Here is a 15,427-nt window from a genome sequence, read left to right as displayed (position 1 = left end):
CGAGCGCTTGGTAGCGGCTATTTTACATAACGGCTAATTATAGATACAAATGTTTTTAAACGCTGCGAAGCAAACCGCTTATTAGTTTAATGACCCAAGTTTCAATTATTCTAATGAAAAAGAATGCTTCTGGGATATTTTACATAATACTACATTATAGCTATCAAATGGACTCCACTCATAAAATACTAATGATAACATTTGTACTATAATTTATATTATGTAAAATAGAATTTATTTCCTTATAGCTATAGAAAATAAAAAATGTTAAGTTTTAAAAATTATCTTAAAACCTACCATCACCTATTTTGCATGTGTTAAAGATTTTACATGAGCATAAACTTGAATACCATTTATAGTAGATTCAATATCATCATCACTTAATTTAATGCCTTTTACAGCATTTGTTTTTCCTTCAGGAGAAATAGCAATAACATTATAAAACACTAAATTTTTATATATAGCTTTAATATGTATAATGTTACCAGATTTGCTAACACCTTTAACTGGAAGTATTGTTCCATCTTCAGTAAATGCCTTTATATCATAAATAGTTCCATCTTCACCTATCGCTTTAACTGGATGGTATATATCATCACTAACCAGCATTTTTACAGGAAGCCTTTTTCCTTTTATAAAAGCTTTAATACTTAATAAATTAGTTTGCTCCGAGTCTTGAATGGCTTTAACATCATATCTATTCCCTTCCTTATCAATGGCTTTTATATCTAACAATTTTACTTGAGGTTTAAAAGCTTTAATATGCCAAATAATTTCTTTAAACGCTTCTTTATCCTGTGTGTTTCCATGGTTAAATGTAAAAACAATAACCAATACTACTAAAATTAATCTGCTAATTTTCATTTTTTTATGGTATTAAATTGTATAAATCTAATGATAAATGAATCCTAATATTATGATATAAGTCAGCATTAAAATGTTATTTAAATTATTCATTATAAAGGCATTAGAGCCATTCCAAGAAATATTTCATCATCTCCTCTTTTAATTCATAATGCATTTTAATATATGTTCTCATATCATCTTTTATTGTATGCTGTTCAATACTTAAACGCCCATCAATATTTTCATTAATATCTGCTGTGTTAATATTGTTCAATTTGTTTTTGCAGCGATGCATCAATTTTGATATGGCTGCTTTTTCAATCATAATTCTATTTTGGAAATTTTCTAAAGGAATTGTGGCCCGCTTTCCAAATTCTCTACTAGCTATTTCTTCTAGCTTTTCTTCAAACGTATCCATTTCATTTAAATGAAAACGTAACTCTCTTCTCCAAGTTTCTAAATTGAACTTTAAATCGCTTAAATATGATACTTTAGTTTGCATATGACTTGTTTTTATATATTATACTTCTACTATTTCTAATTGTTTTACTAACTCTATTTGAACATTTGCTGGCACTGGTTGGTATGATGAAAACGTGGTGCTAAATGTAGCCTTACCTTGTGTTAACGAACGTAAATCTGTTGAATAACCATATAATTCTGCTGCGGGTGTGATCGTTTTTAATATCTGATAATTATTATGATTTTCAATGCCTTGTATGCTTGAGCGTCTAGATTGTAAATCGGTCATCACACTACCAATCATGTCTTCAGGCACTTTTACTACTAATTCATTTGTAGGTTCTAATAATTTCGGATTCGCTTTTAAGAATGCTTCTTTAAATGCATGTGCTCCTGCTATTTTAAAAGAAATATCGTTAGAATCTACCGAGTGCATTTTTCCATCATACACCATTACACGTATATCTCTAATAAACGATCCTGTTAATGGGCCATCTTCCATAACCTCTAAAACGCCTTTCATAATGGATGGTAAATAACGCTGGTCAATAACGCCACCAACAATACAATTATAAAATATAAGTTTTCCTCCCCATGTTAAATCAACTTCTTCTTTACCTCTTAAACTAAACCCTTCTGGTTCTGGCATGCCTTCAAGCCAGGGTTCTATTTTCATGTGTACTTCTCCAAACTGCCCAGATCCACCAGATTGCTTTTTATGCTTGTAACTCGCTTTGGATGTGCGTTGTATGGTTTCTCTATACGTTATTTTTGGCTTTTCAAACTTGGCTTCAATGCCATAAACATGCTTTAAAGTCCAGTCTATTGTTGCTAAATGTAATTCGCCTTGGCATCCTAACAATTCCTGTTTTGATTCTTTTGAGTATTCTAAAACAGCCGTTAAATCCTGACTATGTATTTTTTTAAGTGCATCAATTAATTTTTCTTCATCTTTTTTTTCAGTAGCTACCACACTTTTTTTAATTCTTGGCTTCGGAAAATTAATGGGTTTAATGGTGGTTTTACTTTTTGTGTCTCTTAGCGTATCGTTAGTATCTGTAAATTTTAATTTTAGAGTGGCCCCAATATCGCCTACCGTTAATTTTGTAACGGATTGCCGTTCTTTACCATCCATGATAAACAACTGGTTAATAGTTTCGGTTTCATTATTTCTTGGGTTTACCAATTTATCATTCACGCTAACTTCGCCCGATTTTACTTTAAAAAAGGTAATCTGACCTAAATTAGGCTGATGAATAGTTTTAAAAACAAATAATGATGTCGGCGCACTAACCTCTTGATTTAAGGTCTCACCCTCTACACTTTGTTCTTCATTTAATTCAGATGCTGCTGGTGCTACGTTATCAATAAAGCCCATTAATCTGCCTGTTCCCATATCATTTAAAGCGGATACACAGAATACAGGAAACAATTCATGATTCAACATGCCTGCTTTAATACCTTGCCGCATTTCATCCTCATTAAGCGTTCCTTTTTCAAAAAACAGTTCTAATAAAGCATCATCATTTTCGGCTGCTTTTTCTACCAACTCATTATGAAGTTCATTAGCAAGTTCTAGGTAGTCTTTTGGAATGCTTAATTTTTCAGGCTTACCGCCTTCAGGTTTAAACTTATAGAGTTTCATCTTTAAAACATCAATAATACCTTGAGCACCATCAATCTTAACTGGGAATTGAATCTTTACAGCGTGATTACCCACCAATTCATTTATACTTTTAAAACTTTCATCAAACTTTAAATTTGGGTGATCTATTTGATTTATCACAAATAAAGTGGCCTTTCTATAGGTATCAATATAATTCCAAATAATTTCGGTCCCTACCTCTACACCTTGCCTACCATTAACCACCGTTACAATAGTATCGGCTACACTTATGGATGATATAATTTCACCAATAAAATCATCTAAACCTGGAGTATCTATAATATTTATCTTATAATTACGCCACTCGGTGTGTAATGGAGTGGCGAATATAGATGCGTTTCTTTCATGTTCAATGTCACGGTAGTCTGAAACCGTATTATGATTTTCTACAGTTCCTCTTCTATTTATTAGACCAGCCTCAAACAACATGGTTTCAGATAATGTTGTTTTCCCACTATGATGAGCGCCAACTAGAACAATGTTTTTTATGTGTTTTTCATCAAATACTTTCATGTTTCATGGATTAAATATTCATATTATAAAACTAATTGATTTAAGAGTCGAAAAAAATGACTTTTGTCATCTTAACTTAAGTACGACCGTAAATTGTTAAATATGTTAATTACTTTTTTCAATGGGATTCTAAGCTTATATTTGCATTCCCTTAATCTGTCAAGAATATGAAACAAAAGTCTAAGGAAAAGACTGTAAAGACTCGTTTGCAGTTACTACATCAATACTATAATTACACAGGGTTCTATACGTTTGTTTGGGAAGCTGTAAAAAAAGCATTGCCATATATTATAGCTATAGTTATAGCTATTTATACTGTTAATCATTTCTTTAACATTAATGCCGCATTAGTTAGATTAACAGAAATTCTGCCCTCTTATGGCGTATTAAGTTTCTTTTTTGTTTCTGAAATACTTTTAGGTCTTGTACCACCAGAAATTTTTATTGCCTGGGCAGGTAAAATGTACAGTCCCTGGTTTTACTTGAGCATATTAGCCATTTTATCGTATGGCGGTGGATTATTATCATATTGGTTGGGTAGAACCATTACTAAAATCCCATCAGTACATAATTACATAGAGATGAAAATGGAAAAACAACTTAAAAACTCTAAAAAATGGGGTGGTTTTTTAATTGTTGTTGGAGCTTTATTGCCCCTGCCCTTTTCAATATCGTGCATTGCTGCTGGTATTATAGAGTTTCCATTTAAAAACGTAATTGTTTATGGTTCGCTCCGTTTAGTGCGCTTTGCTATTTATGGTCTTATCATTTTTAACATCTTATAAAAAAAGCTTTAGTACATGACAAAAATATAAAAGTGTCACATTGAGCGCAGTCGAAATGCTTTTGAATACGATATTTCCAATGTCTTCGACTGCGCTCAGATTGACATCCGATATATTATCAATTTTTGTCATGTACTCAGAAAAAAAACTTAAAACAGCCTGTTGTTATTTGATTGTGAACTACTTTTGCACAAAAATAAATCAGCATGTTTTCTTCATTGAATATTTTTAGAATTGTTGCGCTTTTAGAAGGCGTTTCATATATCTTACTTTTGTTTATTGCTACACCTATAAAGTATTTACTAAATGACCCACAGTACGTTAAGTTACTTGGAATGCCTCATGGTATTTTATTTGTGGCTTATGTAGCATTAGCTTTCCTTTTTAAAAAGGAGTTTTCTTGGACTAACAAAGAATTCTTAATAGTTCTTTTAGCATCAATCTTACCCTTTGGTACATTTTACATTGATAGAAAATATTTAAAAACAGTACATAATGGATAATTTAAAACACATACTTTATGATTATTTAGTGTCGCACGGTACTCCAGAAAATACCGCGAAGTACTTAAATATGTTGGCTCTATTAATCATTTTAATCATTATCATTTCCATCATCGATTTTATTATTCGAAAACTGATTAGGGTTGCTTTTACGAAATTCGCCGTAAGAACTAAAACAAATTTTGATGACCTTTTAATTACAAATAAAGTACCTCGAAATGTTGCTCATGTCATACCTTTATTAATTGCTTTAGAGTTCACTCCTAAGGTATTCGCAGACTTTCCAAATTCTGATGTTATTATTGAAAAAGCGTTGCAGGTATTTGCTATTATTTTAACACTATGGATAGCAAGAAGTCTTTTAAACACATTTAAAGATTATTTAAAAACCTTACCTAGATTTAAAGATAAACCAATAGACAGCTACATTCAAGTGTTTATGATTTTTGCTTGGTTAGCTGGCTTTATGTCTGCTATAGCTATTGTTACAGGTATTCCATTCTTGAAATTTGCTACAGGTTTAGGTGCTATATCTGCCGTCATTATTTTAGTTTTTAAAGATACTATTATGGGCTTTGTAGCCAGTATTCAAGTATCTATAAACGATATGGTACGTATTGGCGATTGGATTACATTCGAAAAATATGGTGCCGATGGTGATGTTATTGAAATCAATTTAGCAACCGTAAAAGTTCAGAATTTTGATAAAACCATTACTACCATTCCTACCTATGCTTTAATTTCAGATTCGTTTAAAAACTGGCGAGGAATGACCAGTTCAGACGGTAGACGTATTAAAAGAGCTTTAAATATTAAACAAGAGGGCGTTAAATATTTAACCGAGCAAGAGGTTAATAAACTTAAAGAGATTGAATTAATCACATCATATTTAGGAACTAGACAACATGATATTAAATCATACAATAGTTCGAATAACATTAATAAAGACCTTCTTTTAAACGGTAGAAACCTAACCAACCTTGGTGTATTCAGAAAATATATTGACGTCTATTTAAAAAATCATTCTGCTATTAATAAAGATATGATGATTATGGCGCGTCAATTAGCACCAACCACACAAGGCATACCGTTAGAAATATATGCGTTTAGTAGTGATAAACGTTGGGAAAACTATGAATATATCATGTCTGATATCTTCGATCATTTAATCGCAGCCCTTCCCTATTTTGATTTAGAAAACTTTGAGTTGCCTAGTGGGTCTGGTTTTAGTGTAAAATAAAAAACGTGAACTTTAGAGTTCACGTTTTAAAATATAATAAAGAATTCTTTCTAAATATTTTCAGCTAACCAGTCCCTCTCTTCTTTTGTTCCATAAGCTTTTCATTTCCTTCATTAGCTAAATCTTCTGTTACGATTCTTCAGCAAATGATTCATGTTGAAGAATAATAAAGACCGTAAGGTTTAAAAAACTGACGAGCCTGATTGCTATATTTTTAAATGACATATTGTTCTTTACTAATTGGTCTTTTCTCTAAGTCATAAACCATATCAGAAACATCAACTTGAAACCATTGCTTAAACATTTTGAAATTTCGTTTTTGAGGCCAGTCCTTTTTATGGGTATGCCAACCATTTAATTCCATCATAAAAAACGTATCGAATTTTTTACGAAGCCATTTTTCTAAATCAACAATTCCATCATCAACTAAATAAATGTTTGCCTTATCAATTTCTAGGGCTTCATCCTCTGGATATAAGTTGTTAATCCAATCAAAAAATGGCTGTTGAGGCTTTAAAACAAAAGCATAACGATTAATGTAGTTTTCATCAAAATCTTCTTGAGTGTGTTCATGAGCAAAATTGCTCATCATGTTTTCTAGATGCATTTCCTCACTTTCTGTTATTACCGTAAGTGTAGGCACGCCATTAACCTCTTGTATCTCAAAATCAGAAATATAACGATTATACTCTTTAAAATTAGAGGTCTTATATTCAATCATTTGTTTTAGTAATTGAATATCCGTGTTTTGATCTGGAATTGAAGAAATGACTTTTTCAAATTCTTCTTTAGGAACTATGGCATTCATGTTAGCAAAGTTCCAGGCGTTTATGGCAAATTCAAAAATATCTTCAATATAAAAATTTTCTGAAAAATCGTTTTCAAAAGGAGCAACTAATCTATCTATTAGTCCTGAATAGCTTATCCCTTCATTTTGAATATCTTTGTTATCTTCGAATAAACTGATTACTTTATTTTTCATGTGTTTATATCTATTGTTTTTTATTGGTCACATGCGACATCCATTTAATCATTTCCTTGGGTATCAAGCTTTAGTTATGGATGTTTCATGATATAACATTTTTTCTCATATTTATTGTTGATAAATACAATTATGGATTTACAAAAATAATATGTTTTACTAATTTCTATATGGGAAATATTCAATAGTTTTCAACATTTTATCTTTAACAATAGATTCCTAAGAAATGGGAATAGCATGTTGCCTATTGTAATTCTTTGTAAAAAAAAGACCTGTCAGGATTTAAAAACCCGACAGGTCTGATAAGTAGTGTACAACTTCTTTTTTATTTTAGATATGAGCAGTCAACCAATCACCAACTTCTTTAGTGCCATAAGCTTTTCCGCCATCAGCTAAATCATCAGTAACAATACCTTTTTCTAAGGCACTATTAACAGCGTTTCTAATCGCTTTACCTTCATCCATTAAACCAAAGTTTTCAAACATCATAGCAGCAGATAATACCGTGGCCATTGGGTTTGCAATATTTAATCCGGTTGCTTGTGGGTAAGACCCATGAATTGGCTCAAATAAGCCAATATCAGACCCTAAAGATGCCGAGGGCATTAATCCCATAGATCCTGAAATTACAGACGCCTCGTCCGTTAAAATATCTCCAAACAGATTTTCCGTAATTAAAACATCATAACTATTAGGCCATTGTACTAAACGCATGGCAACAGCATCAACAAATTCGTAACTCACTTCAACCTCAGGATAATCTTTTTCCATAGCTTGAACCGTTTCTCTCCATAAACGAGATGTTTCTAATACATTGGCTTTATCAACACAACATAATTTTTTAGAACGTGTCATGGCTAATTCAAAACCTTTTTTTGCTAAACGTTGCACTTCAGCTCTTGTATAAACACAGTTATCAAAAGCTGTTTCTCCATCGTCTCTTCTACCCTTTTCTCCAAAGTAAATACCACCAGTTAACTCACGTAAAAACACTAAATCAGTACCTTCAATACGCTCTTTCTTTAATGGCGATTTATCCAATAATGATGGAAACGTAAACGTAGGGCGAACATTAGCAAACAAGCCCAAAGCCTTACGCATTTTTAATAACCCTTGCTCCGGACGCACTTTTGCAGACGGATCATTATCAAAACGAGGATGACCAATAGCTCCAAACAGTACAGCATCAGAACTTTTACAAATCTCATGCGTAGCATCTGGATAAGGCTCGCCCACGGCATCAATAGCCGCAGCACCAGTCAAAGCTGGTCTCCAATTAATATCATGTCCAAATTTCTTAGCAATAGCATCACTTACCTTAACGGCTTGATCTATAACTTCTGGTCCTATACCGTCTCCGGCTAAAAGCGCAATATTTAATTTCATTGTATTTATTTTAATCTTTTAATTATAATTTTTATTGGGGCGTTACTTTTTACTCATACCTGCCAGGTTTTAGATACCAAATCAAGTTTGGTACTGCGCCTTGCAGGATCGCAAAAAGTCGGGCTTTCCGTTACAAGTCCTCGCACCTCCTTCGTCGGGCTGTGGGCTTTCCTCTGCAATCCCTAACGCGGAACAGTCCGCAGTAGTCAGTCTTCAGTCCGCAGTCTTCAGTTTTCAGTTTTCAGTTAGCAGTTAAAACATATTCGCAAACTAACTTCTAACTTCAATCACTTAATTCACAACCCTTCCCTAGCCCCTCCAAGGAGGGGAAAGCTCACTGTTGTGAATTTATTTTCCTTATCAAAAAACTAATCCTAAATTGAAAAGTAAAACTTTCTATTTAGTGTCTGGACGGAAACAGACGATTTTTATAATTTGAATTATTTTTGATGTCATTTTTGTTTAGTTTTTATGAGTTGATGCCTTAGTATCAAGCGATTAAAAATAAACTGAAAGGGCGCAAAAAGAAACAAATTTAATTTTGCTGTGTTTCCGTCCAAACACTATTTACAAACTAGCTAACTTCCGTCACCTGTCTTCGGTCAATATTTCAACTCACCACAATATTCAGCATCTTTTCAGTCGCCTTAATCGCCGAAACCGTCTGGTCAGAATCTAAACCACGGGTTTTAAATTCATTCTCAACGTTTTTCCAAGTAATAATCGTTTCACATAAAGCGTCCGAGTTACTTCCAGGAGGTATTCTAACCGCATAATCAATCAAACTAGGCAAGCCCATTTTCTTTTTTTTAAAAATAGTTCTTATCGCATTCATAAACGCATCAAACTGTCCATCACCTTGCGCATGTTCTTCAAAAGTTTCGTCTTCAATAGTAATAGAAACCGTTGTAGAAGGCTTTAAACCTTTAGAATGTGTTAAAACATAAGAGTTTACCTTTACCTTCTCTTGATACGTTCTATCTAAAACATCCGAAATAATATATGGTAAATCTTCTTTAGTAACCACTTGCTTCTTATCGCCTAACTCAATAATACGTTGAGTCACTTTCTTTAAGTCTTCATCGTTAAGCTGAAGTCCTAATTCTTGTAAATTCTTTTGAATATTAGCTTTCCCAGACGATTTTCCTAAAGCATATTTTCGGGTTCTCCCGAAGCGTTCTGGTAATAAATCACTGAAATATAAATTCTTCTTATTATCACCATCCGCATGAATTCCAGCAGTTTGTGTAAACACATTAGCACCAACAACAGGCTTGTTCGATGGAATCATAACACCCGAAAAGGTTTCAACCAATTTACTTATGGTATATAAAAAGGTTTCGTTTACATCAATTTTAATATTCGGCATAAAATCATTTATAACCGCAACAGTACTCGCCATAGGTGCATTTCCAGCACGTTCGCCCATACCGTTTACAGTTAAATGTAAACCATCTGCGCCTGCTTTCAAAGCTTCCATAACATTGGAAACGCCTAAATCATAATCGTTATGCGCATGGAAATCGAAATGTAAATTCGGATATTTATCTTTTATTTCTTTCACAAAATCATAAGATTCAGAAGGCGTTATAACCCCTAAAGTATCCGGAAGCATAATGCGTTTTACAGGTTGAGTAGCTAAGAATGCTAAATACTCCCAAACATAAGCTTTAGAGTTTCGCATTCCATTACTCCAATCTTCTAGATAAACATTGGTTTCAATATCGTTTTCTTTTGCAAAATCAATATTTTCTTTTATTTCTTTAAAATGCTGATTTGGAGTCTTTTTAAGCTGATGAGTTAAATGATTTAACGAGCCTTTTGTGAGTAAGTTTTGAACCTTAGCTCCTGCTTCAACCATCCATTCAATAGAAACGCCTTTATCAACAAAAGTTAAAACTTCAATTCTATCGAGATAATTGTTTTCAGAAGCCCAATCTGTAATACCTTTTACCGCTTGAAACTCCCCTTCTGATACTCTAGCAGAAGCAATTTCAATACGATCAACTTTTAATTCTTCGAGTAAAAGTTTGGCAATAGTTAATTTTTCTGAAGCAGAAAACGACACGGTCGAGGTTTGTTCACCATCGCGCAATGTCGTATCCATTATTTCTATTTTCTTTACTTTCATTATCTAGAAAGGACGAGTTTCTGTGAATGTTTCTATCTCGCTTTTCATGCTTTGTAAATAATCAATATCATCAAAGCCATTTAACATGTTTCCTTTTTTGTAGCCATTAATATCAAAAGATTCTTTTGAACCCGTTGCTAATAATGTAATGGTTTGTGCTTCTAAGTTAATTTCTATTTCTGTATTAGCATCGGCATAAATAGCTTCAAAAATCTCATTTGCAAATTCAGGACTAATTTGTACTGGCAATACACCAATATTTAAACAGTTATTCTTGAAAATATCTGCAAAGAAACTAGATACTACACATCTGAAACCATAATCGTAAACTGCCCAAGCAGCATGCTCTCTAGAAGATCCAGAACCAAAGTTCTTTCCTCCTACTAATATTTTACCTTTATAAATTGGATTGTTTAAAACGAAATCCGTTTTAGGTGTATCATCACCATTATATCTCCAATCACGGAATAAATTATCTCCAAAACCTTCACGTTTAGTAGCCTTTAAAAAACGTGCTGGTATAATTTGATCTGTATCTACATTCTCTATTGGCATAGGAACTGCAGTACTCGTTAATATTGTAAATTTATCGTAAGCCATAAAATCAGTTTTCAGTCGCCAGTCTTCCGTTGGCAGTTATTAAATTATATTTTATTTATCCCTTATTTTGCTTCCCCTTTGGGGATTGAGGGGATATTCAGTTGCGGTTTTCAGTCGCGGTTTATTTTTATTTATTCATCATCAATTTAACTCCAATCAAGCTTCCCCTTTGGGGACTGAGGGGATATTCAGTTGCCTGTTTCGATTGGCAGTTATTAGTATTATAATTCTCCTTAAATTATAAATTTGATTCATCTCCGGAGATTAAAGAGACGAATCCGTCCAAAGCCCCCTTCGGGGGTTTGGGGAATTAAAGCAATTCCCTAGGATCTGTAACTACTCCCGTAACCGCAGCAGCTGCAGCAACTAATGGACTAGCTAATAAAGTTCTTGATCCTGGTCCTTGACGACCTTCAAAATTTCTATTTGATGTACTTACAGCATATTTACCTGCAGGCACTTTATCATCATTCATGGCTAAACACGCCGAACAACCGGGCTCTCTTAAAACAAAACCGGCATCTTCAAAAATGTCTAATAAGCCTTCTTCTTTTATTTTTTCTTCAACAATATGCGAACCTGGAACTAACCAAGCCGTAACATTGTCTGCCTTTTGTCTTCCTTTAACAATAGATGCAAATGCACGGAAATCTTCAATACGCCCATTGGTACAACTACCAATAAACACATAATCGATTTTCTTCCCAATCATTTGCTCATTTTCAGCATATCCCATGTAAGCTAAAGACTTATCATAAGTAGCTTTACCCCCTTCAACAGCATCAGCAGATGGAATGTTATTAGAAATCCCCATACCCATACCTGGATTTGTACCATAGGTAATCATAGGTTCAATATCATTAGCATTGAAGGTTAATTCTTTATCAAAAACAGCATCATCATCAGTTTTCAATGAGTTCCAGTATGCCATAGCGGTATCCCAGTCTGCTCCTTTAGGGGTTTTTGGACGCCCTTTAATATATTCAAATGTTTTGGCATCTGGAGCAATCATACCACCACGGGCACCCATCTCAATAGACAAGTTACAAACCGTCATACGACCTTCCATAGTCATATTTTCAAAAACATCACCAGCATATTCAACAAAATAACCTGTTGCACCAGAAGTTGTTAATTGAGCAATAATATATAATCCAACATCTTTAGGGGTAACTGCTTTGTTCAATACACCATTAACGCTAATGCGCATTTTCTTAGGCTTAGGTTGCATGATACATTGTGTAGTTAGTACCATTTCAACCTCAGAAGTACCAATACCAAAAGCAATAGCTCCAAAAGCACCATGTGTTGATGTATGCGAATCTCCACAAACAATAGTTGCTCCCGGAAGTGTAATACCATTTTCTGGTCCTACAACGTGAACAATTCCATTATTTTGGTGACCTAATCCCCAGTGACTAATACCGTATTTGTTGGCATTATCTTCTAATGTTTTTAATTGATTAGCAGATAATGGATCTTGAACTGGTAAATGTTGATTAATTGTTGGTGTATTATGATCGGCAACAGCAAATGTGCGTTCTGGATATAATACACTTAAACCTCTACTTTCTAATCCTACAAAAGCTACAGGACTTGTAACTTCATGAATTAAGTGACGGTCTATATACAATATGTCTGGTCCATCTGCAATGTGTCGAACCACATGCGAATCCCATACTTTGTCAAACAATGATTTACTCATAAATATTTTTTATTATTCTGTTTTAACTACTCAAAAGAGGTCTGAAGAACAAATTTATATTTTATTACAGTTATTTGAAACTTTCAGGTAGTTTGTTATTGAATTTTTATAAAATTACCAATGAATGCACTATTATTTGAATTTTATGCAATAGAATAACAAAATTGATTATAAATTTTGAAACTATTTTTGAATGCTTTTAAAAAAGACATCGTTGGTTATCATTAATAGGAATAGTAAGCGAAGATGCCCGTTCTTTTTACAAATTGTTGAAAATGAAAAGGGCGCTTTTTCATGTTGTTTTAATGAAGAATTATTATTACTGTTAATAACCTCGTTAACAATTATGATGTTCACCGGCAAATTCAAGAATTAATAATCGATATTTTTATTGAAAATCTACTACAATGAACTCTAGACAATTCAAGCTTAAAAGTATTCGACCAGAAATTTTAAGTGCTACTATTAATGATAATATGAGTGCTGATGAGCGATTTCAGAATTTAGTATTGCGTCCTATCATAAAATTTCAAAATGATTTATTGATTGAAGTTTTTAGAAACTATGTTGAAAAACACAAATCTGTTTTTTATGATTTGGCTTTGGAAAAACGAATGGTTTATATTGAAAATGCGATACAAAAAGACATGAAGCTTCGTAACTCTATGAAAGGGATGATTATAGGGCAATTTACTGTTGAAGAATATGGTATTTATATTGAAAACTCTTCAGCTTTAAATAAGCGTATGATGAACATGGTTAAGGAACGACTGCTAAGTAATATCCAATTATTTGAAAAGCCAGAGTTGTTGGAAGCGGTTTAAAATTTTTATGACACGGATTTCACAGATTTTCACGGATTATGTGATACTTAATAAAAACTCATAATGTGAATAAATCCAACACTTTTAAGATACTTTCACTTTATCAATTTTAATTTGTAATTGTTTTTTAATCCGTATAAATCTGTGAAACCTGAGTCTACTTTTCAATCAAAGAAACCCCATTCAAATCCGTAGTCAAAACATCGCTCATATAATTAAAAAATGGGCGAATGGCTTTAAACGAAGCATTAACTTCGCCTAGGAAATTGGCGTCTAAAACGGCTTTGTCCGTATATTTTTTGGTGAAAATATATTGTTTCTTTTTTATTAAATCAATAGCTTTATGATCTTTATCAAACCCACGAGGCGCCGTTTTAACTTCGTCTCCCACAAAGGTATCTCCCCAAATCGTATTAAATTTTTTATCGGCTAAGATTGCTTTGATTTCAGTATCGTCCATTTCAAATTCTTTACGAATTCTCAAAAGGTCTTCCTTGGCAGGTTCCCAAAAACCAGTGGCAATAAAACTTTCATTATTAGGTTGAATGTGTAAATAATAACCGCCTCTTAATCTAGGTTTTGATCTATGAAAAGAACCACCAAAATGGGTTTTGTATGGCAATTTATTTTTTGAAAAACGCACATCGCGATAGATTCTAAAAACCTTGAGTTTATCAATCTCATCATGAGCATTCAAGTTGTCCAAAATAGTATTATAAACGGCTTTAACATCCTTTTCGATAGCCTTGAACTCAGGCTTATTCTCATTAAACCAATCTCGATTGTTATTTTTTTCTAGTTTTTTGAAAAACGTGAAAACAGATTTTGGTATGGATACACTCATAATTTTTATTTTTTATAAAGCTACAAAAGCTTAAGTATTATTCAAATTCTATTTTGTTAAGAATTAAACCCGAAGCTGGAGCTATATAGTCCATTTTTACATTACTCTCTGGTTTTAAACTATGTTCGATATCTTGAAGTGTTAATTTGCCTTTTCCTAAATCGATTAGAGTTCCCATCATGAGTCGAATTTGATTTCTCATAAAACCTTTACCTCTAACTCTTAAAATATAGGATTTTTTTGGAAAGTAATTAGCATTATAGATAGTGTTTTCAACCAATTCGCAAGTTAAAATTTCTCTAGTATAAATGCCGTTATCGGTTGGTTTGTAGCAATAGGGTTTCAAATAATTTTCACCTTCAAAAAGTTTTGCTCCTTGTTTCATGAGCTCAATATCCACATCATCAAGAATAGTAGTCATTATTGGTGCGCAAAACGGATGACATTTTTCGCCATAAGTAAATAGGTATAAATATTCTTTAATTTTTGAATGCTGAATAATATTAAACTTCTCATCAACTTCTTTAATATCTAAAGCACGGATATCTTGTGGTAAATTGAAATTAAACAGTTCTAAAAAAGCAATTTCATCTTCAATAGGTTCTCTTAAAAAGAGTTCGAATGCTGCACTTTCTGCTGAAACCATGGCATCCGTTCTTCCTGAGCTTAAACTTTTGAAATACTTGCCTTCCATTATAAAATTCAAGGTCCTATCCACCATCAAATGCAACGTTTTTACATTTGGTTGCTTTTGCCAACCATGAAAACGATAGCCTAAATATTGAATATTAATGACGTAGAAGTACTTTTTCATTTCAAAATAAAATTGATTCGGAAAATAGGCTATTTATTAATTGTGACAAAAAAATTATACCTTGTATTAATTATATAGTGTCTGGACGGAAACAGACGATTTTTATAATTTGAATTATTTTTGATG

14 protein-coding genes are annotated in these 15,427 nt (G+C 32.8%); 4 read left to right on the top strand and 10 right to left on the bottom strand.

All coding sequences use genetic code 11. The features are described 5' to 3' along the window. Positions 1-303: 303 nt before the first annotated feature. From AAC024_RS14280 to AAC024_RS14270, 3 genes are all read right to left on the bottom strand, one after another. On the bottom strand, positions 304-864 hold the full coding sequence (locus AAC024_RS14280) for a hypothetical protein (RefSeq protein ID WP_339896174.1): 561 nt from the start codon (positions 862-864) through the stop codon (positions 304-306). Between the two features lie 103 nt (positions 865-967). Then, the gene (locus AAC024_RS14275; protein WP_339896173.1) at positions 968-1,348 is read right to left on the bottom strand and encodes a hypothetical protein; all 381 of its coding nucleotides are present in this window, start codon (positions 1,346-1,348) and stop codon (positions 968-970) included. An 18-nt stretch (positions 1,349-1,366) separates the two neighbouring features. Continuing rightward, a complete protein-coding gene (locus AAC024_RS14270; RefSeq protein ID WP_339896172.1) occupies positions 1,367-3,487 on the bottom strand; it encodes an elongation factor G in 2,121 nt (706 codons plus the stop codon). Between the two features lie 167 nt (positions 3,488-3,654). Here AAC024_RS14270 and AAC024_RS14265 point away from each other — a divergent pair, with 167 nt between their 5' ends. From AAC024_RS14265 to AAC024_RS14255, 3 genes are all read left to right on the top strand, one after another. Then, positions 3,655-4,272 carry a VTT domain-containing protein gene (locus tag AAC024_RS14265; protein WP_339896171.1) on the top strand — a complete coding sequence of 206 codons (618 nt, stop codon included), beginning with the start codon at positions 3,655-3,657 and terminating at the stop codon, positions 4,270-4,272. A 206-nt stretch (positions 4,273-4,478) separates the two neighbouring features. Then, a complete protein-coding gene (locus AAC024_RS14260; RefSeq protein ID WP_339896170.1) occupies positions 4,479-4,775 on the top strand; it encodes a DUF3817 domain-containing protein in 297 nt (98 codons plus the stop codon). Then, the gene (locus tag AAC024_RS14255) at positions 4,768-6,015 is read left to right on the top strand and encodes a mechanosensitive ion channel domain-containing protein (protein WP_339896169.1); all 1,248 of its coding nucleotides are present in this window, start codon (positions 4,768-4,770) and stop codon (positions 6,013-6,015) included. The genes AAC024_RS14260 and AAC024_RS14255 overlap by 8 nt, the downstream gene beginning before the upstream one ends. Before the next feature lie 214 nt (positions 6,016-6,229). Here the strand turns inward: AAC024_RS14255 and AAC024_RS14250 are convergent, their stop codons facing one another. The 5 genes from AAC024_RS14250 to leuC all read right to left on the bottom strand — a co-directional run bounded on the left by AAC024_RS14250 (position 6,230) and on the right by leuC (position 12,819). Then, the gene (locus tag AAC024_RS14250; protein ID WP_339896168.1) at positions 6,230-6,997 is read right to left on the bottom strand and encodes a hypothetical protein; all 768 of its coding nucleotides are present in this window, start codon (positions 6,995-6,997) and stop codon (positions 6,230-6,232) included. 330 nt (positions 6,998-7,327) lie between these two features. Beyond that, the gene (gene leuB, locus AAC024_RS14245; protein ID WP_339896167.1) at positions 7,328-8,383 is read right to left on the bottom strand and encodes a 3-isopropylmalate dehydrogenase; all 1,056 of its coding nucleotides are present in this window, start codon (positions 8,381-8,383) and stop codon (positions 7,328-7,330) included. Between the two features lie 610 nt (positions 8,384-8,993). Further along, positions 8,994-10,514, bottom strand: a complete 1,521-nt coding sequence (locus AAC024_RS14240; protein ID WP_339896166.1) for an alpha-isopropylmalate synthase regulatory domain-containing protein — start codon at positions 10,512-10,514, stop codon at positions 8,994-8,996. 3 nt (positions 10,515-10,517) lie between these two features. Continuing rightward, a complete protein-coding gene (gene leuD, locus AAC024_RS14235; protein WP_339896165.1) occupies positions 10,518-11,114 on the bottom strand; it encodes a 3-isopropylmalate dehydratase small subunit in 597 nt (198 codons plus the stop codon). Positions 11,115-11,424: 310 nt separating this feature from the next. Then, the gene (gene leuC, locus AAC024_RS14230) at positions 11,425-12,819 is read right to left on the bottom strand and encodes a 3-isopropylmalate dehydratase large subunit (protein ID WP_339896164.1); all 1,395 of its coding nucleotides are present in this window, start codon (positions 12,817-12,819) and stop codon (positions 11,425-11,427) included. 407 nt (positions 12,820-13,226) lie between these two features. Here leuC and AAC024_RS14225 point away from each other — a divergent pair, with 407 nt between their 5' ends. Next, entirely contained in the window at positions 13,227-13,643 is a 417-nt protein-coding gene (locus AAC024_RS14225; protein ID WP_339896163.1) for a glyoxalase, read from the top strand. Between the two features lie 157 nt (positions 13,644-13,800). On the opposite strand, the gene AAC024_RS14220 is transcribed toward AAC024_RS14225, so the two are convergent. Next, the gene (locus AAC024_RS14220; protein WP_339896162.1) at positions 13,801-14,487 is read right to left on the bottom strand and encodes a DUF2461 domain-containing protein; all 687 of its coding nucleotides are present in this window, start codon (positions 14,485-14,487) and stop codon (positions 13,801-13,803) included. A gap of 37 nt (positions 14,488-14,524) precedes the next feature. Then, complete coding sequence (locus tag AAC024_RS14215) at positions 14,525-15,301, bottom strand: tRNA pseudouridine(38-40) synthase TruA (protein ID WP_339896161.1); 777 nt, start codon at positions 15,299-15,301, stop codon at positions 14,525-14,527. Positions 15,302-15,427 lie beyond the last annotated feature (126 nt).

Origin of the sequence: uncultured Algibacter sp., assembly GCF_963976535.1 — a bacterium.
Taxonomy (GTDB): Bacteria; Bacteroidota; Bacteroidia; order Flavobacteriales; family Flavobacteriaceae; genus Algibacter_B.
The sequence above is the reverse complement of the archived record's forward strand: the minus strand, read 5'-3'. Positions and strand labels throughout refer to the sequence as shown.

Bases quoted from the DNA above. Each gene is read 5' to 3' on its own strand.
- leuC (WP_339896164.1), bottom strand. From the start codon at position 12,819: ATGAGTAAATCATTGTTTGACAAAGTATGGGATTCGCATGTGGTTCGA.
- AAC024_RS14265 (WP_339896171.1), top strand. From the start codon at position 3,655: ATGAAACAAAAGTCTAAGGAAAAGACTGTAAAGACTCGTTTGCAGTTA.
- leuD (WP_339896165.1), bottom strand. From the start codon at position 11,114: ATGGCTTACGATAAATTTACAATATTAACGAGTACTGCAGTTCCTATG.
- AAC024_RS14225 (WP_339896163.1), top strand. From the start codon at position 13,227: ATGAACTCTAGACAATTCAAGCTTAAAAGTATTCGACCAGAAATTTTA.
- AAC024_RS14255 (WP_339896169.1), top strand. From the start codon at position 4,768: ATGGATAATTTAAAACACATACTTTATGATTATTTAGTGTCGCACGGT.
- AAC024_RS14270 (WP_339896172.1), bottom strand. From the start codon at position 3,487: ATGAAAGTATTTGATGAAAAACACATAAAAAACATTGTTCTAGTTGGC.
- AAC024_RS14250 (WP_339896168.1), bottom strand. From the start codon at position 6,997: ATGAAAAATAAAGTAATCAGTTTATTCGAAGATAACAAAGATATTCAA.
- AAC024_RS14260 (WP_339896170.1), top strand. From the start codon at position 4,479: ATGTTTTCTTCATTGAATATTTTTAGAATTGTTGCGCTTTTAGAAGGC.
- AAC024_RS14240 (WP_339896166.1), bottom strand. From the start codon at position 10,514: ATGAAAGTAAAGAAAATAGAAATAATGGATACGACATTGCGCGATGGT.
- AAC024_RS14275 (WP_339896173.1), bottom strand. From the start codon at position 1,348: ATGCAAACTAAAGTATCATATTTAAGCGATTTAAAGTTCAATTTAGAA.
- leuB (WP_339896167.1), bottom strand. From the start codon at position 8,383: ATGAAATTAAATATTGCGCTTTTAGCCGGAGACGGTATAGGACCAGAA.
- AAC024_RS14220 (WP_339896162.1), bottom strand. From the start codon at position 14,487: ATGAGTGTATCCATACCAAAATCTGTTTTCACGTTTTTCAAAAAACTA.
- AAC024_RS14215 (WP_339896161.1), bottom strand. From the start codon at position 15,301: ATGAAAAAGTACTTCTACGTCATTAATATTCAATATTTAGGCTATCGT.
- AAC024_RS14280 (WP_339896174.1), bottom strand. From the start codon at position 864: ATGAAAATTAGCAGATTAATTTTAGTAGTATTGGTTATTGTTTTTACA.